This window comes from Streptomyces sp. NPDC001750, from assembly GCF_042892615.1.
Taxonomy (GTDB): domain Bacteria; phylum Actinomycetota; class Actinomycetes; order Streptomycetales; family Streptomycetaceae; genus Streptomyces.
Genome location: NZ_JBIAUE010000028.1, coordinates 1 through 24,261 on the forward strand (window position 1 = coordinate 1; position 24,261 = coordinate 24,261).

Below are 24,261 nucleotides of genomic sequence, written 5' to 3' on the forward strand. Positions count from 1 at the left end.
AATTTCGATGTGTCGGTGTTCGAGTTGTTCGGGACGTTGGCTGCGGGTGGGACGTTGGAGGTGGTGCGGGATGTTCTTGCTGTTGCGGAGCGGGGGTCGTGGTCGGGTTCGTTGGTGTCGGCGGTGCCGTCGGCGTTCGCGGCGGTGCTGGAGCAGGACGCGCAGGTCCGTGCAGGTCTGGTGGTGCTGGCGGGTGAGGCGTTCCCGTCGGGTCTGCGGGAGCGGATCGGTCAGGTGATGCCGGGTGCGGCGGTCGCGAATCTGTATGGTCCGACCGAGGCGACGGTCTATGCGACCGGCTGGTTCTCGGAGGCCGAGGGCGATCAGTTGGGTGCGATGGTGCCGATCGGCAGGAGTGTGGCGGGCAAGGGCACGTATGTGCTCGACTCCTTCCTCCGTCCTGTTCCTGTGGGTGTGTGGGGTGAGTTGTATCTCGCGGGTGGTCTGGCGCGGGGCTATCACGAGCGTCCTGGTCTGACTGCGGAACGCTTTGTCGCCGATCCGTTCCGTGAGGGCGGCCGGCTGTACCGCACGGGTGACGTGGTGCGTTGGCATGCGGACGGGATGCTTGAGTATGCGGGTCGTGGCGATGATCAGGTGAAGGTGCGTGGTTTCCGGATCGAGCTGGGTGAGATCGAGAGCGTCCTGGTCGCGCACGAGAATGTGAGCCAGGCCGTGGTTGTTGCTCGTGAGGACCGGCCGGGGGTGAAGCGTCTGGCCGCGTATGTGGTGGCCGATGGTTCGGAGCTGGACATCGCCGGGGTGCGTGAGCACGTGGCGGCTGCGCTCCCCGAGTACATGGTGCCGGCCGTGTTCGTGGTTCTGGACGAGTTGCCGTTGAACGCGAACGGCAAGCTGGACCGCAAGGCCCTGCCCGCTCCGGAGTTCACCGGGGACGAGGAGGCCTATGTCGCTCCGCGCACCGGGACGGAACAGGTCCTGGCATCCGTCTGGGCGGAGGTCCTCGGGCTGGAGCAAGTCGGTGTCCACGACAACTTCTTCGACCTCGGCGGCGACTCGATCATCAGCCTCCAGGTCGTCTCAAGGGCCCGCCGTGCCGGTCTGTCACTCTCCTCCCGGGACGTCTTCCAGCACCCCACCATCTCCACCCTCGCCGCTCGTATCGACGAGGCCGGACCGCACGGGGCATTGGACCCCTGCGAGAACGCGGGCCAACAGGGACCGGTCAGTGGAACGGTGGCGTCGACCCCCGTCCGGGAGTGGTTCTTCGAGACCCACCCGGTGGCTCCCGGCCACTTCAACATGTCCCTGGCGTTCGAGCTGCCGCACGACGTCGACCTCGCAGCGCTCCGTGCCGCAATCGGGGCGTTGGTCACTCAGCACGACGCCCTGCGCTCCACGTTCGTCCAGGACGCGGAAGGCATCTGGACCGGCCGGATCACACCCGACGCCGACCTCGATGCCGTCTTCACCGTCCACACACTCCCTGCCGACGGAGCCGAGGCGGCCTGGCATGCACTGGTCGTCGACGCACAGGCCGGGCTCGACCTCGCTGTCGGCCCCCTGATCCGCACGGTCGTCGGCACGGCCACCGACGAGGACGCACCGGCCCGCCTGCTGATCACCGCGCACCATCTGGTGATCGACGGCGTCTCCTGGCGCATCCTGCTCGGCGACCTGGCCACCGCGTACGAGCACGCGATCGCCGGCCGCGCCCCCGACCTCGGGCCGCGGACCTCGTCCGTGCGCGACTGGGCGGACCGGCTCGGCGCGTACGTCCGCGAGGGAGGCTTCGACGACCAGGCGGCGTACTGGAGCTCGGTGGCCGAGGCCGCCGAGATCGGCCTGCCGCGCGACATGCCGCTGGGCGGGAACAAGGTCGCCGACCAGGCGGCGGTCATGGCGTACCTCGATACGGATGACACGCATGCGCTGCTGCACCAGGTCCCCGGCCGGTTCCGGACCCAGATCAACGACGTGCTCCTCGCCGCCCTCGCCCGCACCTTGCGGGGCTGGACCGGGCGGGACAAGGTCGCCGTGAACCTGGAAGGCCATGGTCGCGAGGAACTGTTCGACGACATCGACCTGACGCGTACCGTCGGCTGGTTCACGGCGATGTACCCCGTGGCGCTCGAACTCCCCGCAGGGGACGACTGGCCGGGGACCATGCGCTCGGTCAAGCGCCAGCTGCGAGCCGTCCCGGACCGGGGCGTCGGCTACGGCGCGCTCCGCCACCTCGCGGACACACCCGGTCTCGTCCCCGCCGTCGATCCGCTGATCAGCTTCAACTACCTGGGACAGTTCGACACGGCCACCGGCGGTGCGGGTCTCCTCGACCGGTCCATCGCGGTCGACGGCCAGGAACACGGACCCCAGCAGGAGCGGAACCATCTGATCGACGTGGTCGCCGCCGTGGACGACGGCAGGTTCGTCGTCACCTGGTACTACTCGGCAGCCGTGCACCACCAGGAGACGGTCGCGGCCCTGGCCGAGGAGTTCGTCGCGGCTCTGCGGAGCGTGGCCCGAGGCTGACGTCCCGGGCCCTCGTACCGCCTCGGCTCGCTCCGGTCGGGCCGCCCCGGCCGGAGGTCGGCCGCCCCGCCCTGTCCCCGGCGTGGCGCCGGCCTCCGTCCGGCCCCCCACCTCCATCCCCTCAGCCCTTCCGCCCCGCCCTTTTCTTGGTGTCACAAGGAGACGCGAGATGAGCACGCAACCGTCCCGGGAGAACCGGATCAGCGCCCTGCCCGCCCACATGCAGGAGTTGCTCAGGGCACGCATGGCGGGTGCCGTGGCGGCGGTCGACCCCGACGCGATATCTCCCGTCGAACGCGGGGAGGGGGCGGAGCTTCCGGCATCATTCGCGCAGCAACGCCTTTGGTTCCTGGAGGAGTTCAGGCCCGGCGGCACGGAGTACAACTCCGGTCTCGCCCTGCGTGTACGAGGCGACCTCAATGTCGCCGCGCTTCAGCGGGCTGTGGATATGCTCGTTGCCCGCCACGAGTCGCTGCGTACCACCTTCGATTCCGTCGACGGCAGGGTCGTCCAGGTGGTGCATTCCAGGCTCGCCGTACCGATCGAGTACATCGAAGACGCCGGACCGGACGCAAGGATCGGGCAGACCGGGGAATCCGGGCCGGGCGGGCAGCCCGATGTCGCAGGCGCCGTTGTCGACGATCTCCTGCGCGAGCGCCTGCTGACCCCGTTCGACCTGCGCGAAGGCCCGCTCGTACGCGTCTGCCTCGTACGACTCGGCACCGGCGAACACGCCCTGCTTCTCGCGATGCACCACATCGTCACCGACGGCCGGTCGCTGGACATCCTCACCGACGAACTCGGCCGGTGCTACGCGGCCGTCGTGCGCGGTGAGACGCCCGGACTCCCCTCCCTGCCGATCCAGTACGCCGACTTCGCCGTCTGGCAGCGGGACAGGGTCGACGGTTCGGATGCGCGGGAGGAGAAGGGGCTCGCGTACTGGCGTCAGCGGCTGGCCGGTCTCGAACCCCTGGAGCTGCCCACCGACCGGCCCCGCCCCGCCGTGCGAAGCTCGTCCGGCGCGGTCCACACGTTCCGTGTCGCACCGGAGCTGGCAGGGCGCCTCGCCGCCACGGGGCGGGAACGGGGCGCGAGCCTCTTTGTGACACTGACGGCGGTGACGCAACTGCTCCTGTCGCGCTACAGCGGCCAGGACGACATCGCGCTCGGCACCGCTACCTCGGGCCGGGACCGCACCGAACTGGAGAATCTCGTCGGGTTCTTCGTCAACACCCTCGTGCTGCGGTCGCGGATCGACCCGACTGCCACGTTCGGCGACTTCCTCACAGATGTGAAAAACACGGTGCTGGAGGCGTTCGACCACCAGCACGTGCCCTTCGACCGAGTGGTCGAGGCAGTGGCCCCCGAGCGGGACCCCAGCCGTATGCCCCTGGTCCAGGCCGTGGTGGTATTGCAGAGCGCCACCGAGTCGGCTCCTGACTTCCCCGGCCTGAGCCTGGAGCCGATGGGGGTGACCAGGGACGCGCTGCCCTTCGACTTCATGCTCGAATTCGAGGAAAAGGGCGAGGAGTTGATCGGCGCAATCGAATACAGCACGGATTTGTTCGATGCGGTGACGGTGGAGCGGATGGCGGGGCATTGGTTGGGTCTCGCGGAGGGGTTGGTGGCTGCTTCGGGTGTGGCGTTGGCGGAGGTGCCGATGCTGGGTGCGGGGGAGCGGGATCGGGTTCTGGTGGCCGGTCGGGGTGCGGTGGTGGAGTTCGACGGTCGTGTGTCGGTGGTCGAGGCGTTTGCCCGTCGGGTCGCTGCGGCGCCGGGTGCGGTGGCGGTGCGGTGCGGTACGGCGATGCTGTCCTACGCGGAGCTGGAGTCCGAGTCCGACCGTCTTGCCGCTGTCCTGGTCGAGGGGGGTGTGTCGTCGGAGTCCAGGGTGGGGCTGCTGTTGGAGCGGTCGGTGGATGTGGTTGTGGCGATGCTGGCCGTGTTGAAGGCGGGTGGTGTGTATGTGCCGTTGCATGCTTCGTATCCGGAGGAGCGGGTGCGGCAGGTGCTGGCGCAGGCCGGTGCTCGGCTGGTGCTCACGGACCGGGGTGTGGATGAGGTCGGGGGTGTGCCGGCCTTGGCGGTGGGTGCGGTGCCGAGCGGTGCGGGTGACCTGCCTGTGGTGATTTGGTCGGGGTCGTTGGCGTATGTGATGTTCACGTCGGGGTCGACGGGTGTGCCGAAGGGTGTGGCGGTCACGCATGGGGACATCGTTGCGTTGGCGGCGGATGGTCGTTGGGGTTCGGGTGGGCATGGGGCGGTGTTGTTCCATTCGCCGCATTCGTTCGATGCGGCGACGTATGAGGTGTGGGTGCCGTTGCTGAACGGCGGCACGGTGGTGGTGGCGGAGGCGGAGTTGAGTGCTGCGGTGGTGCGTGAGGCGGTTGCGGCCGGGGTGGGGTCGGTGTTCTTGACGAAGGCGTTGTTCGATGTGCTGGCGGGGGAGGATCCGGGGTGTTTCGCGGGTCTGTGTGAGGTGTGGACGGGTGGTGAGGCGGCGTCGGGTGTGGCGATGGCGCGGATGCTGGAGCACTGCGCGGGCACGGAGCTGGTCCATGTGTATGGGCCGACGGAGTCGACGACGTTCGCGGTGTGCGGGCCGGTCACGGCCGGGGACACGGACGCATCCGCGATTCCTCTGGGGTCGGTGATGGACAACACCCGCGCGTATGTGCTGGACGGGGCGTTGCGGCCGGTGGGTGTGGGGGTGCCGGGGGAGTTGTATCTGGGTGGTTCGGGTCTTGCGCGTGGTTATGACGGCAGGTCGGATCTGACGTCGGAGCGGTTTGTCGCGGATCCGTTCGGCGTGGGTGGTCGGTTGTATCGCACGGGTGATGTGGTGCGGTGGCGGGGGGATGGTCGGCTGGAGTTCTTGGGTCGTGGTGACGGTCAGGTGAAGGTGCGGGGTTTCCGGATCGAGTTGGCCGAGATCGAGGCGGTGCTTTCCCGGCACGTGTCGGTGGGGCGGGTGTCGGTGCAGGTCCGGGAGGACCGCCCCGGGGTGAAGCGACTGGTCGCCTACCTGGTGCCTGCCGTCGGGTGCGGCGTCGACGCTGCTGTGCTGCGTGAGTATGCGGGGGGTGCGTTGCCGGAGTACATGGTGCCGTCGGCGTTCGTCGTTCTGGACGCGCTGCCGTTGAACGTGAACGGCAAGGTGGACCGCAGGGCGCTTCCCGCTCCGGAGGCAGAGGCGGGGGAGGAGTATGTCGCTCCGCGCACCGATGCGGAGAAGATCCTCGCGGGTGTCTGGGCGGATGTGCTCGGTGTCGAACGGGTCGGCGTCCACGACAACTTCTTCAGCCTCGGTGGCGACTCCATCGCCAGCCTCCAAGCCGTCTCCCGCGCCCGCGACGCCCTCGGCGTCGTGCTCTCGCCGCGCGCCCTGTTCGACCACCCCACCGTCGGCCGGCTCGCCGCCTCCCTCACTCCCGCGGCGGCACCGGAACCGGTCTTCACACCCCCTCCGCGACCGGCCGACGGGCGGTTTCCTCTCTCCTATGCACAGGAACGCCTCTGGTTCCTCGACCAGTTCGCGCACACCACCGTCGAGTACAACGTGGTCGACGCCCTCCGTCTCACCGGCGCCCTCGACCTGTCCGCTCTGCGTGTCGCGCTCGCCGCCCTGGTCGCCCGGCACGAAGCACTTCGTACGACGTTCGACGAGGTCGACGGCCGCGGCGTCCAGGTGGTGCACGACACGAGCACCACGGTCGAACGGGCCACGGCGGCGATCGCCCTCACCGACGCCTCAAACCTCCTTCGTGTCGTCGACGTCACAGGAAAGGACGAACTGGACGCCCTTCTCGCCCAGGAGGCGGTCGCTCCCTTCGATCTGCGCAACGGGCCCTTGTTCCGTGCGCTTCTGGCGCGCCGGGCCGATCGGCCGCAGGAGCATGTGCTGGTGCTCGCGATGCACCACATCGTCACCGACGGCTGGTCCATGGGTGTGATCACCCGCGAGCTGAGCGCGCTCTACGCCGCCGCCACCCGGGGTGTGGCCGCGGATCTCCCCGAACTTGCCTTCCAGTACCCGGACTTCGCCGTTCACCAGCGCGCGCTGCGGTCGGCGGCCGATGACGGTGGCGAATCGGTGGACGACGGTCTCGCCTACTGGCGGCAGCGGCTAGCCGGTCTCGAACCCCTGGACCTGTCCACCGACCGTCCCCGCCCGGCCGTCCGGACCACCGCCGGTGCGTTGTGCTCCTTCGACGTGCCCGAGGCCCTGGCCGGCCGGTTGCGCGAGGTCGGCCGTGCGCACGGCACGAGCCTCTTCATGAGCCTGACGGCGATCACTCAACTGCTTCTCTCGCGGTGGAGCGGGCAGCGTGACATCGCGCTGGGCACGGCGGTGTCGGGCCGTGAGCGCGCCGAGTGGGAGAACCTGGTCGGCTTCTTCGTCAACACCCTGGTCCTGCGGACGGATGTCGACGAGTCGCGCGGATTCGGTGAGTTCCTGGCGGCCGTGCGCGAGACGGTGCTGGGAGCCTTCGCCCACCAGGACGTGCCGTTCAGCAGGCTCGTCGAGGAGCTGGCCCCGGACCGGGACACCAGCCGCACCCCTCTCGTGCAGGCGATGGTGAGTCTCCAGAACACCCCGACCGCGGACCTCGATCTGCCCGGCCTCCATGTGGAGCCGGTCGAACTGGATCGGGAGACAGCTCAGTTCGACCTGACCTTCGGCTTTCTTGAGGACGAGGGCCGGCTGCGTGCGGGCGTGGAGTACAACACCGATCTGTACGACGCCGACACCATCGGTCGTATGACGGCGCACTGGCTTGCTCTGGCGGAGGGACTGCTCGCCGCCCGGGCCGACACGCCCCTCCACACCCTTGCCATTGACCACGAAACCGCCGACAACGCGACCGCCAACCGCGAAAACGCCAACTGCGGGACCGCCGACAACGGAGCCGTCGGCGACGGAACCGGCGCTCAGAAAACGGCGCGTGAACCCCGCTTCACGCACGGGACCTCCACGCCCGAGACCTCGGTTCCCGCGATTTCCGCGCCCGCGCTCTTCGCCTTGCGCGTCGCCGAGGCGCCCGACGCCCCGGCGCTCATCAGCGCGACCGCGCCCGACGCGGGACCCGTCTCCTACCGCGAGCTCGACCGACGGGCCAACCGCCTCGCCCGGCACCTGATGGAGGCAGGCGTCGGCGTGGAGTCGAGGGTCGCCCTCCTGCTGCCGCGCTCCGTGGATCAGGTCGTCGCCGTGCTGGGCGTCCTCAAAGCGGGCGCCATGTACGTTCCGGTGGACCCGGGCTACCCCGAGGACCGGATCGGCTATGTCCTGACGGACAGCGGCGCCGACCTGCTCCTCACCCGCACCGCACTGCTCGGCAGGCTGCCCGCCTCCGGTACGCCCCGGGCGCTTCTGCTCGACGCGCCCGAGACCGTGCGCGCGCTCGCCGCGCAGACCCCGGGCGACCCGGGCGTCCATGTGCCGGTCGGCGCCGGGGCGTACGTCATCTACACCTCGGGGTCGACGGGCCGTCCCAAGGGCGTTGCCGTCACGCACGCGGGGATCGCGGCGCTGGCCCGTACACAGGCGGAACGGCTGGGTGCCGGTCCCGGTGCGCGGGTGCTGCAGTTCGCCTCGCCGGGCTTCGATGCCTCCTGGTGGGAGCTGTCCATGGCGCTCCTGACCGGCGCCGCCCTCGTCGTCGACGAGACACCAGGAGGGCGGGACGCCGACTGGGGGGCCAGGCTCGGTCCGGTGGTCGCCGCGACCGGGGTCACCCACGCCACCCTGCCGCCCGCCCTGGTCGCCGCGCTCGACACAGCGGACCTGCCGCCGGTCCTGACCGTCGCGGGCGAGGCGTGCCCCGCCGACACGGCCGACCGGTGCGCGCCGGGGCGCACGATGCTCAACGCCTACGGGCCGACCGAGACCACCGTCTGCGCCACCATCAGCGCACCACTCGTCATCGGGACGGGCGTACCGCCCATCGGCGGCCCCGTCACCGGGACGCGGGTGACCGTCCTCGACGCCTGGCTGCGGCCCGTCCCGGTCGGCGTCCCCGGCGAGCTGTACGTCTCCGGGACCGGACTCGCCCGCGGCTACCTGGGCCGACCCGATCTCACGGCCGCTTCGTTCGTCGCTGACCCGGGCGGGAGCGGCGAGCGGCTGTACCGCACGGGCGACATCGTGCGGCGGCGCGCGGACGGCACGCTGGAATACGTGCGGCGGGCCGGCGACGGCCAGGTCAAGGTGCGCGGGTTCCGGGTGGAGACCAGGGAGATCGAGCACGTGCTCGCGGCCCATGTCTCCGTGGCACAGGTCGTCGTCGACGCACTCGCGGACCGGCCGGGCGCGCCCGCCCGGCTCGTCGCCCATGTGGTGCCCGCGCCGGGCGGACGGGTGGACGCGGCGGTCCTGCGGGAGCACGCCGCCGCGACGCTGCCGGACTACATGGTGCCGTCGGCGTTCACGACGCTGGACGCGATCCCGCTGAACGCCAACGGCAAGGTCGACCGCAAGGCCCTGCCGACGCCCACGGCCGAGGCGACCGACGCGTACCTCGCGCCGCGCACGCCCGTCGAGGAGACCCTCGCCGCGATCTGGGCCGACGTGCTGGGCGTCGACCAGGTCGGCGTCCACGACAACTTCTTCGACCTGGGCGGCGACTCCATCCTGAGCATCCAGCTCGTCGCCCGGGCCCGTCGGGCCGGTCTCGGCCTGTCGTCCCGCGACGTCTTCGCCCGGCAGACCGTCGCCGCCCTCGCAGGGCTCGTGGGCCTCACCGCGTCCGGGGACGCCGCGGGTCGGGACGGCGAGGGCGCCGGACCGGCCCTGTCGGCCGACCAGGGGGAGGTGACGGGCGAGGTCGCCCCGACGCCCATCCGGGAGTGGTTCTTCGCCACGCACACCGAGGACCCGGCGCACTTCGCCATGTCGATGGCGTTCGAGCTGACCGAGGGCCTGGACGTGTCCGCGTTCCGCGAGGCCGTGCGGGCCGTGCTGAGCCACCACGACGCGCTCCGCACGGTCTTCGCCGAGACCCCGTCCGGTTCACCGACCGCGCGCATCGTGTCCGTCACCGATCTGCCCGACCTCGGCGGTGTCGTGGAGGAGCACGACCTCTCCGCCGCCCCCGACCCCGAGGCCGCCTGGACCGTGCTGGCCTCCTCGGCCGCCTCCCGCATCCGCCTCGACCGGGCCCCGCTGCTCCGGGTCCTCGTCGCGCGGGGAGCCGGGCGGCGGCCCCGGGTGCAGTTCACCGCCCACCACCTGGTCGTCGACGGGGTGTCCTGGCGGATTCTGCTGGACGACATCGAGACGGCGTACCGGCAGGCACTCTCCGGCGAGTCGCCCGATCTCGGCGCGAAGACCACTTCGGTGCGCCAGTGGGCCGACCGCCTCGCCGCGCACCTCCGCGACGGCGGCTTCGACGACCAGCGCGGCTACTGGGCGTCCGCGCTCGACAGGGCGCCGACGGCGCTGCCGCTGGACACGCCCGGCGGCGACGACACCGTGGCCGCCGAGCGGACCGTGCTGTGCGAGCTGGGCGCCGACGAAACGGCGGCACTGCTGCACCGGGTGCCCCAGGTGTACCGCACGCGCGTGGACGAGGTGCTGCTCGCGGCCCTCGCCCGTACCCTGCGCGGCTGGACCGGGCAGGACCGGGTGGCGGTGGACCTGGAGGGGCACGGGCGCGAGGAACTGTTCGACGACGTCGACCTGACCCGTACGGTCGGCTGGTTCACGTCCCTGTACCCGGTCGCGCTCCCGCTGCCCGCGGGCGACGCCTGGCCGGACACGATCGTCGCCGTCAAGGAGGGGCTGCGCGCCGTGCCCGACCGGGGCGTCGGCTACGGAGCACTCCACTTCCTCGGCGCGGGCGCCCTTCCGGAGCGGCCGGAGGTCAGCTTCAACTACCACGGTCAGTTCGACGTGACGGCCGCCCCGGGGCCCGGGGCCCCCTCCACCCCGCGCTCCGCCTCCCCGGCCGCCCCACGTCCCGGATCGTCGCCCTCCACGCACCCCGACACGGATTCCCCGGCGCAGGCCCCGGACGGCGGGCTCTACCGCGCCGAACTGCCCGACGCGGGAGGCGACCGCGGCGGTCGCGAGCGGCGCAGCCATCTCCTGGAGGTCGTCGGCGGTGTCCAGGACGGCCGGCTCGTCTTCTCCTGGACGTACTCGCCGGGGCTGCACCGGGAGGAGACCGTGCGGAGGCTGGCCGACGCCTTCACGGCCGCGCTCGCCGACTTCGTCGCGCACTGCGCACAGCCCACGGCGGGCCGGTGCTCGCCCGCCGACTTCCCGCTCATCGCACTGACGCAGGACGAGGTGGACCGGGTCGTCGGCGGCGGGCGGAACGTGACCGACGTGCTGCCGCTGACGCCGCTCCAGGCGGGAATGCTGTTCCACACCCTCGCCGCACCGGACTTTGCCGCGTACCTGGAGCAGTTCGCCTGTGTCCTCGACGGCGTGACCGACGCCGCTGTGCTGGCCCGTGCCTGGCGGCGGGTGGCGGACCGGACGGACGCACTGCGGGTGTCGGTGGCGTGGCAGGAGACCGAGCGGCCGGTACAGGTCGTGCACCGCGAGGCGCCGCTGCCGGTCGCGTTCCGCGACTGGTCCGGCTGCGCCGACGAGGAGGACCGCGCCGCGCGGGTCACGGCCCTGCTCGCGGCGGACCGCGAACGAGGCGTCGACCTTGGCACGGCGCCACCGGCCCGGCTCACCCTGGCCACGTTGCCCGGCGGGGCCGTACAGGTCCTCTGGACCTTCCACCATCTGCTTCTGGACGGGTGGAGCAGCGCCGCGCTCCTGTCGGACGTGATCGCCGAGTACGCGGCACTGACCGGCGCGGACACCGCGCGACCGGCTCCGGCGCGGGGGGCGTTCCGGGACTACCTGGAGTGGCTGGGGGCACGCGACCACACCGAGGGGCGCGCCTACTGGCGGGAACGGCTGGCCGGTTTCGCCGAGCCCGTGTCCCTGCCCTGCGACCGTCCGGCCTCCCGGGAACGCCGGGGACGCTCGACCGAACGGGTGCCGGTTGTGCTGTCGGCGGCCGAGGCGGAGCGGGCGCGGGTGTTCGCGCGACGCCACCGGCTGACACCGAACGCTGTCGTGCAGGGCGCCTGGTCGCTGCTCCTCGCGCACCACAGCGGAGCGCGGGACGTCGTGTTCGGAGCGACGGTCTCCGGGCGGCCCGCCGAACTTCCCGGCTCCGACAGCATCCTGGGCCTGTTCATCAACACCCTCCCGGTGCGGGTGGACGTCTCCATGGACCACCCCGTCGTGCCCTGGCTGAGCGGGATCCAGGAACGGGCCGTCGAGGCCCGCCGGCACGAGTACGTGGCGCTGAGCGACATCGAGACCGAAGTCCCTTCCGGCACCGCGCTGTTCGAGACCCTGGTGGTGTTCGAGAACTATCCGGTGGACGCCGACGCCGCCGCCCGGCACGGGGTGGGCCTGCGGGAGGTGGAAGCCGTCGAGGCCACCAACTACCCGCTCACGCTGATCGCGGGCGGCGGCAGGGGCGACACCGGCGGACTGAGCATGGACCTGGCCTACGACCCGCTGCTGTTCGACCCCGTCACCGCGCGGCGGCTCGCCGAGCACCTGGCCCGCATGGTGCGGGAGCTGACCTCCGGGGAGGCGGCGACCCTCGCCGACGTGGCCCCGCTGTCCCCGTACGAGGCACGCCGCGCCGCGCACTGGGGCACCGGCCGCGACGGTTCCGCTCCGGTCGCGTTCGGCGAATGGTTCGCCGGACGGGCCGCCGTGCACGCGGACGCGCCCGCGCTGGCGTGGGGCGGCGAGGAGGTCTCGTACCGCGAACTGGACGAGCGGGCGGACCGGATGGCGGGGCTGCTGCGCGCCCGCGGCGTCCGGCTCGAATCACGGGTCGCGGTGATGCTGCCCCGCTCGCCCGAATGGGTGGTCACGGTGATCGCGGTACTGCGGGCCGGCGGCGTGTACGTCCCGGTCGACCCGGGCTGGCCGGCCGAGCGGCTGGACTACGTGCTCTCCGACTGCGGCGCGACCGTGCTGGTGACCGACCGGACCGGCGCCGACGCGCTCGGCGCCGCGCCCGCCCGGCCCGGGGGCGCCGCGCCCGTCGTCCTCACGGTCGACGACCCGGCGCTCGTCCGGGCCGACGCCGGGGCGGCCGCGCGGCCCGTGCGCGTGCCGGTACCCGCGTCGGCCGCGGCGTACGTCATCTACACCTCCGGCTCGACGGGCCGTCCGAAGGGCGTGGTGGTCCCGCACACCGGTCTGGCCTCCCTCGCCCGCACCGTCCGCGACCTGGACGGGGAAGACACCGAGGCCCGGACCGTCCGGGACCCGGACGCGCACGCCGCCGCGCACCGGGCGTCCGGGAACGGCGGGCGGTTCCTCCAGCTCGCGTCGTCGGGCTTCGACGCGTCCGTGCTCGAACTGCTGATGGCGTTCAGCGGCGGCGGCACCCTCGTCCTGCCCACCGACCCCGGCGCCCGGGACACGGACGGCGCTCCGCTGCCCAGCGGCCCGCTCGCCGGGGAGGACCTCGCCGACGTCCTGGAGCGGGAACGCGTCACGCACGCCTTCATACCGCCGACCGTCCTCGGCAGCATCCCGGCCGGCCGCGCGCCGGGCCTGCGGACGCTGCTGTCGGGCGGCGAGGCCGTCACCGCGGACCTCGTCGCCCGCTGGGCCGACGGCCGCCGGATGCTGAACGCGTACGGCCCGACCGAGACCACGGTCGTCGCCACCCTCAGCGGGACGCTGCCGCCCGCCCCCGCGACCGCGGCGACCGTGCCCCCGATCGGCGGCCCGGTCTCCGGCACGAAGGTGTCGGTGCTCGACGGACGGCTGCGCCCCGTCCCGGTCGGCGTACCCGGGGAGCTGTACGTGACGGGCGCGGGCGTGGCCCGCGGCTACCTGGGCCGCCCGGGCCTGACCGCCACCCGTTTCGTTCCCGACCCGGCCGACCCGAAGGGCGCCGCGCGGCTCTACCGGACCGGCGACGTGGTGCGCTGGCGGGCCGACGGGCGGCTGGAGTTCGTCGGCCGCGCCGACGACCAGGTGAAGGTCCGCGGCCTGCGGATCGAGCTCGGCGAGATCGAGGCCGCGCTCGTCGCCCATCCCGCGGTCGAACAGGGCGCGGCCGTCGTACGGGAGGACCGGCCGGGCGCCAGGCGGATCGTGGCGTACACGGTCCCCGCCGAGGGCGCGACACCGTGCCCGCCCGAGGAACTGCGGTCCCATCTGGCCCGGACACTGCCCGACTACATGGTGCCGTCGGCCTACGTGACTCTGCCGGCGCTGCCGGTGAACGCGAGTGGCAAGACGGACCGCAAGGCGCTGCCCGCACCCTCGGACACCGGGTCGGTCGCGGAGCGCGTCGGCCCGCGCACGGAGACCGAGCGGACGCTCTGCGCCATCTGGGCGGACGTGCTGAAGGTCGACGAGGTCGGCGTGCACGACACCTTCTTCGACCTGGGCGGTGACTCCATCCTCAGCATCCAGGTCGTTTCCCGGGCCCGCCGCGCCGGTCTCGAACTGTCCTCGCGGGACGTGTTCGTGGGCCAGACCGTCGCGGTTCTGGCGGCGGAGGCCGACGCGGCCCGCGACACGGCATCCCCGGCGGTCACCGCCGAGGACACCGAGACCGGCGAACTGCCGCTCACCCCGATCGCGCGCTGGTTCTTCGCGACGCACCCCCTCGCCCCGGCCCACTTCGGCATGACGAACTCCTTCGAACTCGCCCCCGGCACCGACCCGTCGGCACTGAGGGCGGCCGTGGCGGCCCTGGTGGCCCGGCACGGGGCGCTGCGCTCCACCTACGCGCCCACCGGCCCGGACGGCCGGTGGACCGGACACGTCGCGGCCGTCGAGGACACCGACCCGGACGCCCTGTTCACCGTGCACGACCTGTCCGGCACGGCGGACGAGGCGCTAGCCCGTTGGGACACCGTCGTCCGGGCGGCGCAGACCGGGTTCCGGCTGGGCGACGGCCCGCTGCTGCGGGTCCTGTACGCCGACCGGGGCCCCGGTCGCGCGCCCTGGCTGACGCTCACCGCGCACCACCTGGTCGTCGACGGCGTGTCCTGGCGGATCCTGCTCGACGACCTGGAGGCCGGCTACGCGCAGGCGGTGACCGGTGAACCGGTCGAGGTACGGCCCCGGACCTCGTCGGTGCGGCAGTGGACGCGCCGACTGGAACGGCACGTCGCGGAGGGCGGGTTCGACGCGGAGCTGGAGCACTGGCGGGCCGCCGCCGACGCGGTGCGCGCGGCCGCCGGCACCCTGCCGGTCGACCGCCCGGACGCCCCCAACACCGGGGCGGAGCTGGACGCGGTGGCGGTCACCCTGAGCGCCGAGCGGACCCACGCGTTGCTGCACGCCGCGCCCGGCCGCTACCGCACCCGGATCGACGACCTGCTCCTGGCCGGGCTCGGCCGGGTCCTGTCGGACTGGACCGGCCGCGACGACCAGGTCGTCGCGCTGGAGAGCCACGGCCGGGAGGACCTCTTCGAGGACATCGACCTGTCGGGCACGGTCGGCTGGTTCACGGCCCTGCACCCGGTGGCGCTGCACACCCCGGCCGGGGCCGGCTGGGCGGAGACCGTCCGGGCGGTCAAGCGCCGGCTGCGGGCCGTACCGCACCACGGCGTCGGGCACGGCGCCCTGCGCTGGCTCGGCGAGGGCCTGCTCCCGGACGCGCCCCATCCGCAGATCAGCTTCAACTACCTGGGCCGGTTCGACATGGCGGGCGGCGACGGCGGCGCGAGCGGCGACGGCGGAGCGGGCGGCCTGATCCGCCGCGAACTGGACGTGGTCGGCCGCGACTTCGACCTCGGCGAAGCCAGGCCGCATCTGATCGACGTCGGCGCGCTGGTGCAGGACGGCCGGCTGACCGTCAGCTGGTCGTACTCCTCGGCACAGTACGAGCGGAGCACCATCGACGGTCTGGCGGATGCCTACGCGCGGGCGCTGGAAGAACTCGCCAGGGGAAGGTGACATGACCGACAGCCGGTGACCACCGGAGGCGGGGCCGGGGCGGCGGGCGCCCCGCCCCGCTGTGTGCGGAGCGGCGAGTGTCCCGCCCCCTCGCGTGCGGGGACGTGCGGCCGGCCGACCGGGCTCCGCCGTACTCCTCGTGCCCCTCGTGCCTTCCCGTGCGCCGGACGGGGCCTCGCTGCCCTTCCCGTCAGGCCGGCAGCGCCCGCGGATCCATGACCCAGTGGTTGGTCCTGAGGACACGGCCCGCGAACGTCCTGTCGGTTTCCGAGAGGAACCGGAAACCGACGGAGCGACAGATGCCGTTCGACGCCGCGTTCCCCGTCGCCGGGAAGGCGTGCACGAGGCCCCAGCGGTCCTGATCCCGGGCCTGTTCCAGGAGGGCGCGGACGGCACGTTTGCCCAGTCCCCGCCTCTGGAACTCGGGCAGCACCATCCACCCGATCTCGGAGACCGGTCCGTCGTCGGTGTCGTGGGACCAGAGGTTCACCGTGCCCGCCACCATGTCGGGTTCGGTCGGATCGGGAATGATCATCTTGATCCACGCGAGGTCGTCCGCCGCCTTCCGGACATCCCGGCGGACCTTGTCCGCGATGCCCTCGCGCGGCAGAGGTCCGCCGAGATCGGCCATCATCTCGGGATCGCACTGCATCCGGATGTAGGCATCGACATCGTTCGGAGCGACGTTGCGCAACTGCACGGGTTCCTCCTCGGTCTCACACGGATGGTCCCATGCTCCGGGAAAGCCGGTCACCGGCGTTCCCGGGGGGCCGCTTCGGCGCGCACGACGCCGGGCAGTGCTTCGCCCGCCGGCGGTACGGCCGACGCGCCGGGCCGCTCGCGGCATCCCGTCACAGCCATCCGCTGCGCTGTGCCTGCAGGGCCAGCTGGAAGCGGTTCACGGCACCCAGCCTGGCCATCAGGATCTGCAAGCGGCGGAAGAGCGTGCGGCGGCTGATCCCCAGCTCGCGGGCGATGACCTCGTCGCCCGCGCCGCCCGCGAGAAGCCACAGCAGGCGGCGGTCGGCGGGGGACAGGCCGCCGGGGCGCGTGGTGCGGCCGTGCAGGGGCAGCGCGTTCTGCCAGCACTGCTCGAACAGCGCGATGAGAGCGGAGAGCAGGCCGCACGGCTGCACGACCAGCATCGTGTTGTGGACGTCGGCCTCCTTGCTCGACAACGACACGAGGGCGTACGCCTCGTCGATGACGAGAAGCTTCACCGGCACCGACGGCAGCACCCTGGCCTGCTCGCCCGCCTTGACGCACGGCTCGACGGCATCCTTCAGATGACCGGGGTGCTCCAGGGACTCCCGCGAGTACACGACACGCTGCGTCACACCCCGGGCGAGCGTCGCCAGCGCGTCCTCCGTGGCGCCCGTCAGAGGGAAGTACGGCGGGGACTCGAACTGCCGGATCTGGTCGCGGGCGCTCATCCAGGCGCGACGCATCCTCGGGCCGATCGCCTCGCCGGTGACGACCTCGACGAGATGGTCGTTGTACGCGGCGAGCCGCTGCCGCCGGAACGACTCGAAAGCGCCCCCGACGGCGAGGCGCGACTCCTCCACCTCGGCCACGCGGTGCCGGGCGAGGACCTCCAGACCGACGGTCGGCGGAACCGGGGCCACCACGTCCCCGCCCTCCTCCGCGGCACTGGCCAGACCGGCGTCGACCAACGCGCCGTAAGCAGCGGTCAGTTCCGGACCGTCCAGACCGACGGCGGCCGCGATCGCGTCGAGCGGGGCGGGGGCCAGTTCGAGCAGCGCCAGATAGACCCGGCCCGCCGCGTGATCGATGCCCAGGAGCCGAAGGGCCTCGCCGAGTCTCGCGTTCGTCATGCGTCGCATTATCGACGCCTCCGGCCTGGGCCGTGGCCGATCCGTGCCAGTGTCACTTTCCGGTACCAGGCGCGCCCGGCACGGGATACCGTCCCGGGAGCCGCCGACGACCGGCGGTGGCGAGGGCACCCCGACCGCACCCGGGTCGGGTCCGTCCGCGTGGACACCCGGTCCGCGCGGACGCTCCCGCCCTCGCCGCTGAGCGACCGAACCCGTCCAGAAGAAGGGTGTATGCCGTGGCGAAACGCCGGAAGAACGGTCTGTACTCAGGGATCTCCGAGGAACTGTCCGCGCTGATGCGGACGGGGTGGGCGGACACCGAGCGGCACGACCTCGGCCTCGACGAGCAGGCCCCGTACGCGGCCCGCCGCCGCGCCGCGCTCTCCGCGCGCTTTCCGGGCGAACGGCTCGTGATCCCCTCCGGACACCTCAAGATCCGTTCGAACGACGACGTCTACCCGTTCCGGCCGTACTCCGGCTACGTCCACATGACCGGTGACCGGACCCGGGACAGCGCTCTCGTCCTCGAACCCCGGGCGGACGGCGGCCACGACGCCCGCTGCTACCGACTGCCGCGGGACAGCAGGGACGACAACGAGTTCTGGACCGGCGCCTCGGCGGAGCTGTGGATGGGTCGGCGCCGCACCCTCGCCGAGTCGGAGCAGGTGCTCGGTCTGCCCTGCCGGGACATTCGCACGGCGGCCGACGACCTGGCCGCCGCCCCCGGTGTGCCGACCCGGATCGTCCGGGGCATCGCCCCGTCCCTGGAGGCCGCCGTCGCCACGGAGGAGGAGCGCGACGCCGAACTCGAAGAGGCGCTCGGCGATCTCCGCCTCGTCAAGGACGACTGGGAGATCACCGAGCTCCGCAAGGCCGTCGACTCCACGGTCCGCGGATTCACCGATGTCGTCGGTGAGCTCTCCCGGGCGATCGCGTCGTCCGAGCGGTGGATCGAGGGCACGTTCTTCCGCCGCGCGCGTCTGGAGGGCAACGCCGTCGGCTACGGCACGATCTGCGCCGCGGGCGAGCACGCCACGATCATGCACTGGACGGACAACGACGGCCCGGTGCGCCCGGGAGACCTGCTCCTGCTCGACGCCGGTGTCGAGACGCACACCCTCTACACCGCCGACGTCACGCGCACCCTGCCGGTCAACGGCACCTTCACCCCCTTGCAGCGCAAGGTCTACGACGCGGTGTACGAGGCCCAGGAAGCCGGCATCGCGGCAGTCAAGCCGGGCGCCGCGTACCGGGACTTCCACGAGGCGGCCCAGCGCCATCTGACGGCACGGCTGGTCGAGTGGGGCTTCATCGAAGGTCCGGCGGACCGCGCGTACGAGCTCGGCCTCCAGCGCCGTTTCACGCTGGCGGGCACCGGCCACATGCTCGGCCTGGACGTCCACGACTGCGCGCAGGCCCGGAACGAGGAGTACGTCGACGGCGTACTGGAGCCGGGCATGGTGCTCACCGTCGAACCCGGCTTGTACTTCCAGCCGGACGACCTCACCGTGCCCGAGGAGTGGCGCGGCATCGGCGTCCGGATCGAGGACGACCTGGTCGTCACCGACGATGGTCACGAGAACCTGTCGGCGGGCCTGCCCCGGTCCGCGGACGAGGTCGAGGAGTGGATGGCCCGGTTCGCGGGCTGAGGCCGACGAGGACGGGCCCGGCGCCGGGATCTCACGGAGGCGGGCCCGACGCCCTGCTGTGCCGCCCGAGCGTCTGAACGGCCCGATCGGCTGAACGGTCGGATGCCGGGGCGGCTCCGCGAAGTACTCGCCGCCGCCCGGCGGCCCGGTGGCCGCCGGGCGCGGGGTCAGCGCGACGCGCCGTCATGGATCTCGGCGGTGTATCCGCCGGGGAACTTCACGACGGCACTGGTGCGGCCCGCCGAGAGGCGGGGCCCCCACAACACCGTGGCACCGGCGGCCCTGGCCTTGGCCAGCGTCGTTGCGAGGTGCGCCACCTGGTATCCGGTCACCTCCCGCCCGAACGGGTAGGGCAGATGTCCGTCGGAGACCGCGACGACGGTCTTCCCGAACGGCGAGGTGAGGCGGATCCTGCGGTACGTCTTCCCGGTCAGCCCGATCTCACCCGCGTCCGCCCTCGGGGTGTCGGAGACGATCGAGCCGCCGGTGAACCTCAGATAGGAGCGCAGGAACGCGCTCACGGCGTCGGGCGACACGTACACCCGGTTCTCCGGGACCGTCTCCAGCGGCTTGTACGCCGGAGCCTTGGTGTGCCAGTAGATCTGCGTGTTGACCCCGCCCGGGAACTGGATGACCGCGTCCTGACCGAGGGGGTCGCGGAAGGGGGAGACGATGACGTCGGCCCCGCTGGCGCGCGCGTGCCGGATGCCGGCGTCCATGCTCGTCACGAGCCATCCGGTGCGCTCTGCTCCGAACGGGTACGGGACGGGCGTCTGGAAGTCGAAGGCGGACAGGGTGCCGACGGGCGAGAAGATGAGTTCGGACTTCGTCCGGCTGGGGGTGGGGGTGACGTCGGTGACCGAGACGGCGGTGTTCGTCCCGCCGAAGGTGGCCTTCCAACTGGCGGTGAAGGCGGGCACCTTGCCCGGTTCGACGTACACGTGCGTCGTGTCGTACTGAGGGCCGACCGCTATTCGGGTGCTGTCCTGGGCAGGGGCCTGCTCCGGGGCGTCCGCCGAAGTGGGGGCCGTGTGGGTGGCCAGCAGGCCGGATACGGCCGCCAGGGGCAGAAGGCAGGCGAGAACGCGTTTCCTCATGAGGGCTCCTCCGAGTCGGGAACGACTGTCGGGATGTTCTCGGCCCGGGCAGTCTCTGCCGGGGCCTTCCGTCGAATCTCTGTGACCGCGTACCGGGACCGCGCGCCTACGCAGAGTAAAAGGGTCCGCGCGTGGCTGCACCTCGGAGAGCTCGGAGAGCCGATCACGCCGCGAACGCCGGGCCGTCGCCGCCGCCCGCCCCTCGGTGGACACCAGCGCTTCCCCGGGGTGATCTCCGACCCCGACGCCCGCCGCCCGACGCCCGGCCTCGATGCGCGTGTCCGACCCCTGGGCCCGTCGTGCGGAGCCGGGACGGCGAGTGCCGGGGCGCCGCAGGCTCCGCGAGCCGCTCTCACCGCCGCGGCGCGGACTTCATGAGCCAGTTCACCGTACGGCTGACGTCGGACAGCGACAGGATCCCGACGAGTTCGTCCTCGTCCACGACCAGGACGCGGTGCTCGGCGCCGGGTTCCATGCGGGGCAGCAGGTCCGCGAGCGCGGTGTCCGGACCCGCGACGGCGGTCCGTGACAGCGGCATCATCACCTCGCCGACCGTCACCGTCCCGCCCTGCCCGGGCGGCACCTGCCTGGCGGAGTTCAGGGTCACGAGCCCGACCGCCTCTCCGTGCTCGCCGGTCACGGGGAACGCGGAGTGCCGGTACCGGTATCGCGGGTCGGCCAGCAGGTCCGCCACCGTCAGGCCCACGGGCGCGGTGACCGGATCCCTCGTCATGACGTCACGCACCGGCACTCCTGCGAGCAGACCGCGCAGCTGGGCCTGCCTCCCCTCGGCGGTGGCGGCAGCGATGAGGAACCAGCCGATCAGGGCCAGCCAGAGTCCTCCGAACCCGCCGCCCCTCATGAACGCCACCAGCCCCAGCACGACGAGCAGCCAGCCGAGGACGCGTCCCGCCGCGCTGGCCCCGGCGGTCGCCCGCAGCCGGTCTCCCGTACGCCACCACAAGAAGGCGCGCAACAGCCGTCCGCCGTCGAGCGGGGCGGCGGGAAGGGCGTTGAAGACGGCGAGCAGCAGGTTGATGCCCGCGAGCCAGGCCACCACCTCGATCAGGAGCCCGGGCGCCGACACCAGGGTGAGCAGCCAGTCGCCCAGGACGAAGAGTCCGCCCAGCAGGAGGCTGACCAGCGGACCGACACCCGCGATGCGCAGTTCCGCGGCCGGGTTCGACGCCTCCGACTTGAGCCGGGCCACCCCGCCCAGCAGCCACAGCACGATGTCGTCGACGGCCACCCCGTTGTGCCGGGCCACCACGGCGTGCGCGAGTTCGTGCGCCAGCAGTGAGGCCAGGAAGACCAGGGCGGCCCCGAGGCCCGCCGCCCAGTACACCACCGGGGCATGGCCCGGATACGTGTGGGGGAACCGGCCCTGTGCGAGGCCGAACGCGATGATGACGAAGATGAACAGTACGCTCCAGTGGACCCCGACCCGGACCCCCGCGATCCGCCCCAGCGTCAAGGTGGCCCGCACGGCGTCCCTCCTTGCCCGGCGTTTTCTCCAGCGCCGCTCGACGTACGACAGGTCTCCGCCCACGGCCGACGGGCCGAAGAGGGCGCCGGCTCCCAGCGGACTTTCGCCGGACAGGTTCCGGTCCCGTCGGGCCCGGTTTCAGACCGTCGGGCCCGGTTCAGATCAGCGGAACGACGACGGCGACCGCCGGCACGATGATGATCAGGACGAGCCACACTGCCGGCGGTCCTTGGGAAGACTGGCGTCATCGGGCCGGTCACGGCGGTAGAACTCGGAGTCGGACATGATGAAAGCCCTTCTCTCGCCCGGTCGCCCCATTCGAGTGGGACGTCCCACATGCCCCATGGTCCCACTTCCGCCTCTTCCGCGACGCAGTGCCGTCGCCCACCGGTCGGGGGAGCTTCGGAGGCTGTGCGCCGTACCCCGGGAGAAACACCCCGGACCGGTCCGTACGTGTGCCGGGCCCGGCCGGACGTGCCCGAAGACCGATGTCCCCCGTCCGGCGGCACCGTGCGAGTGCCGTGCCCCTGATCTGCGTAATGCGGGAGTGCGCGCAGGACAGTCCGCATAGTGCACAGGGGCGCACTGTGCGCCGCGGGCGCGCTTCCCGGGTGTGCCACCGCAAGCCGAGGAGGGAGTCGACCGGTGCTTCTGTTCCCCGGACGCAGGCGCGCGCTCAAGGAGAAGACGCGCCGGATCGCCGAGGCGGGCTATGTCGCGGCCGACCGGCGCGCGCCCGTCTCGGAGGCCGCCCGGGGGATGATGCGCAAGGCGTTCCCCGACCACTGGTCCTTCCTCCTGGGCGAACTCGCCCTGTACAGCCTGATCGTCCTGGTGGTCACGGGCACCTTTCTGACGCTCTTCTTCGATCCCAGCATGAAGCAGGGGACGTACCTGGGTTCCTACAGTCCGCTGCACGGCCTGAGGGTCTCTCAGGCGTACGCCACGACGCTGCACCTCAGTTTCGACGTGCGGGGCGGGCTACTGGTCCGGCAGATGCACCACTGGGCCGCCCTGATCTTCGTCGCGGCGCTGGGAGCGCACCTGCTCCGGGTGTTCTTCACCGGTGCGTTCCGCCGGCCCCGGGAGGGCAACTGGATGGTGGGCGTGACGCTGTTCCTCCTCGCCCTCCTGGAGGGCTTCTGCGGCTACTCCCTGCCGGACGACCTGCTGTCCGGAACCGGACTGCGCACCGCGGACACCATCGTGGGCTCCCTGCCCGTCGTCGGCACGTATCTGAGTCATTTCCTGTGGGGCGGAACGTTCCCGGGTCAGTCGATCCTCCCGCGCCTCTACATCGTCCACGTCCTGTTCGTCCCCGGTCTTCTCATCGGCCTGGTGATCCTCCACCTGGGAATGGTCGTGTACCTGAAACACACTCAGTGGTCGGCACCGGGGAGGACCAACCGCAACGCGGTGGGACAGCCGATGTTCCCGCACTTCACCGCCAAGTCGGCGGGGCTGAGCATGATGGTCGCCGCTGTCATCGCGTGGCTCGGCGCCACCGCCCAGATCAATCCGGTGTGGAGCTACGGCCCCTACCGGGCGGATCAGGTCTCCACCGGGTCGCAGCCGGACTGGTACGTCGGGTTCCTGGAGGGCGCGCTGCGGCTCATGCCCGCCTGGGAGAACGTGGTGGCGGGACACACGCTGATGTGGAACGTACTGATTCCGGCGGTGCTGCTGCCGGGGCTGTTCTTCCTGGTTCTCTACCTGTACCCCTTCTTCGAGAAGTGGATCACCGGTGACGTGGGCGAGCACCACTTGTGCGACCGCCCCCGGGACCGTGCCACGCGCACGGGCCTGGGCGTGGCGGCCATCGTCTTCTACGCGGTGCTGCTGGCCGCGGGCAGCAACGACGTGACGGCGTTCGTCTTCGACGTCTCCATCGAGACACTGACATGGATCCTCAGGGTCGTGCTGGTCGTGGGGCCGCTGATCGCCTACCTCGTCACCAAGCGCGTGTGTCTCGCGTTGCAGGCACGCGAACGTCAGCTGGTGGAAAAGGGACTGGAGACGGGGCGTGTGGAGCAGAACGTCTACGGCGCGATCAGCGGCGGCCATCGGCCGCTCGACAGCAAGCGGCGCTACCGGGCACTGGTGAGGGATGTTCCCCCGCCGCTGGCCGCACCCGGCGGGAGGGCCTCGCGCCGGGCTCGTGTCCGCTTCCGGCTGAGCAATTGGTACTACGGCGACCGGGTCGACATGCCGACGACCGAGGAACAGCGCGCGCAGATCGAGGAGAGGCTCCGAGACCCGGTCGGCGAGTCTGAGAAGCAGTGAGGGACGGTCGCCCCGGTCATGCGACGGCGGCGCGTCCGTATGCCGGGTCCGGCGTCGGCACGCGCCGCCGCTCCTGAGCGGTCTCAGTCCTTCCGGTCGGCGAACTGGAACGTCATGCCGAAGACCCCGCACAGGGTGACGCCGAGGCCGATGAGGAACAGGAAGAGCGCATAGACCACGCCCAGGGCCATCAGCACCATGCCCACGGCGACGGTCACCGGATAGGCGCTGTGCGGCGGGAAGAAGTCCACGAAGCCGGAACGCTCCTGGATGTCCGAGTCCGGACGGTCCTCGGGTCTCGCGCCTCTCCTGCGGTGGTTCGCCCAGCAGAAGAAGCTGACGAGCGACGACATGAGGAAGGAGACGGTGAGCGCCGCGGCGCCGGCCGGTTCGCGCGCGAACCAGATGTAGGCGGTGCCGGTGAACAGGAAGAACAGTGCCACAACGGCGAAGAGTC

Annotated in this window: 9 protein-coding genes; 4 read left to right on the top strand and 5 right to left on the bottom strand. The window is 71.9% G+C overall.

What is annotated here, in order from left to right; all coding sequences use genetic code 11:
• Together ACFYY6_RS31415 and ACFYY6_RS31420 are read left to right on the top strand one after the other, a co-directional pair.
• Positions 1–2,493 (top strand): condensation domain-containing protein (locus ACFYY6_RS31415; protein ID WP_389196822.1); only part of this gene is annotated, 2,493 nt, incomplete at its 5' end.
• A gap of 169 nt (positions 2,494–2,662) precedes the next feature.
• Positions 2,663–15,454 carry an amino acid adenylation domain-containing protein gene (locus ACFYY6_RS31420; RefSeq protein ID WP_389196824.1) on the top strand — a complete coding sequence of 4,264 codons (12,792 nt, stop codon included), beginning with the start codon at positions 2,663–2,665 and terminating at the stop codon, positions 15,452–15,454.
• 190 nt (positions 15,455–15,644) lie between these two features.
• Here ACFYY6_RS31420 and ACFYY6_RS31425 read toward each other — a convergent pair whose 3' ends face one another.
• Together ACFYY6_RS31425 and ACFYY6_RS31430 are read right to left on the bottom strand one after the other, a co-directional pair.
• Positions 15,645–16,154 (bottom strand): GNAT family N-acetyltransferase, encoded by a 510-nt coding sequence (locus ACFYY6_RS31425; RefSeq protein ID WP_386609083.1) that lies wholly within the window; start codon positions 16,152–16,154, stop codon positions 15,645–15,647.
• Between the two features lie 151 nt (positions 16,155–16,305).
• Complete coding sequence (locus ACFYY6_RS31430; RefSeq protein ID WP_389196826.1) at positions 16,306–17,289, bottom strand: LuxR family transcriptional regulator; 984 nt, start codon at positions 17,287–17,289, stop codon at positions 16,306–16,308.
• Between the two features lie 236 nt (positions 17,290–17,525).
• Here ACFYY6_RS31430 and ACFYY6_RS31435 point away from each other — a divergent pair, with 236 nt between their 5' ends.
• A complete protein-coding gene (locus ACFYY6_RS31435) occupies positions 17,526–18,938 on the top strand; it encodes an aminopeptidase P family protein (protein ID WP_351520067.1) in 1,413 nt (470 codons plus the stop codon).
• 167 nt (positions 18,939–19,105) lie between these two features.
• Here the strand turns inward: ACFYY6_RS31435 and ACFYY6_RS31440 are convergent, their stop codons facing one another.
• Both ACFYY6_RS31440 and ACFYY6_RS31445 read right to left on the bottom strand, forming a co-directional pair.
• Complete coding sequence (locus ACFYY6_RS31440; protein ID WP_351630498.1) at positions 19,106–20,035, bottom strand: glyoxalase; 930 nt, start codon at positions 20,033–20,035, stop codon at positions 19,106–19,108.
• A gap of 352 nt (positions 20,036–20,387) precedes the next feature.
• Entirely contained in the window at positions 20,388–21,521 is a 1,134-nt protein-coding gene (locus ACFYY6_RS31445) for a site-2 protease family protein (protein WP_351520065.1), read from the bottom strand.
• Between the two features lie 759 nt (positions 21,522–22,280).
• Between ACFYY6_RS31445 and ACFYY6_RS31450 the strand changes: the two genes are divergently transcribed.
• Positions 22,281–23,804 carry a ubiquinol-cytochrome c reductase cytochrome b subunit gene (locus ACFYY6_RS31450; protein ID WP_351630589.1) on the top strand — a complete coding sequence of 508 codons (1,524 nt, stop codon included), beginning with the start codon at positions 22,281–22,283 and terminating at the stop codon, positions 23,802–23,804.
• A gap of 83 nt (positions 23,805–23,887) precedes the next feature.
• On the opposite strand, the gene ACFYY6_RS31455 is transcribed toward ACFYY6_RS31450, so the two are convergent.
• The gene (locus ACFYY6_RS31455) at positions 23,888–24,247 is read right to left on the bottom strand and encodes a cytochrome c oxidase subunit 4 (RefSeq protein WP_388652411.1); all 360 of its coding nucleotides are present in this window, start codon (positions 24,245–24,247) and stop codon (positions 23,888–23,890) included.
• Positions 24,248–24,261 lie beyond the last annotated feature (14 nt).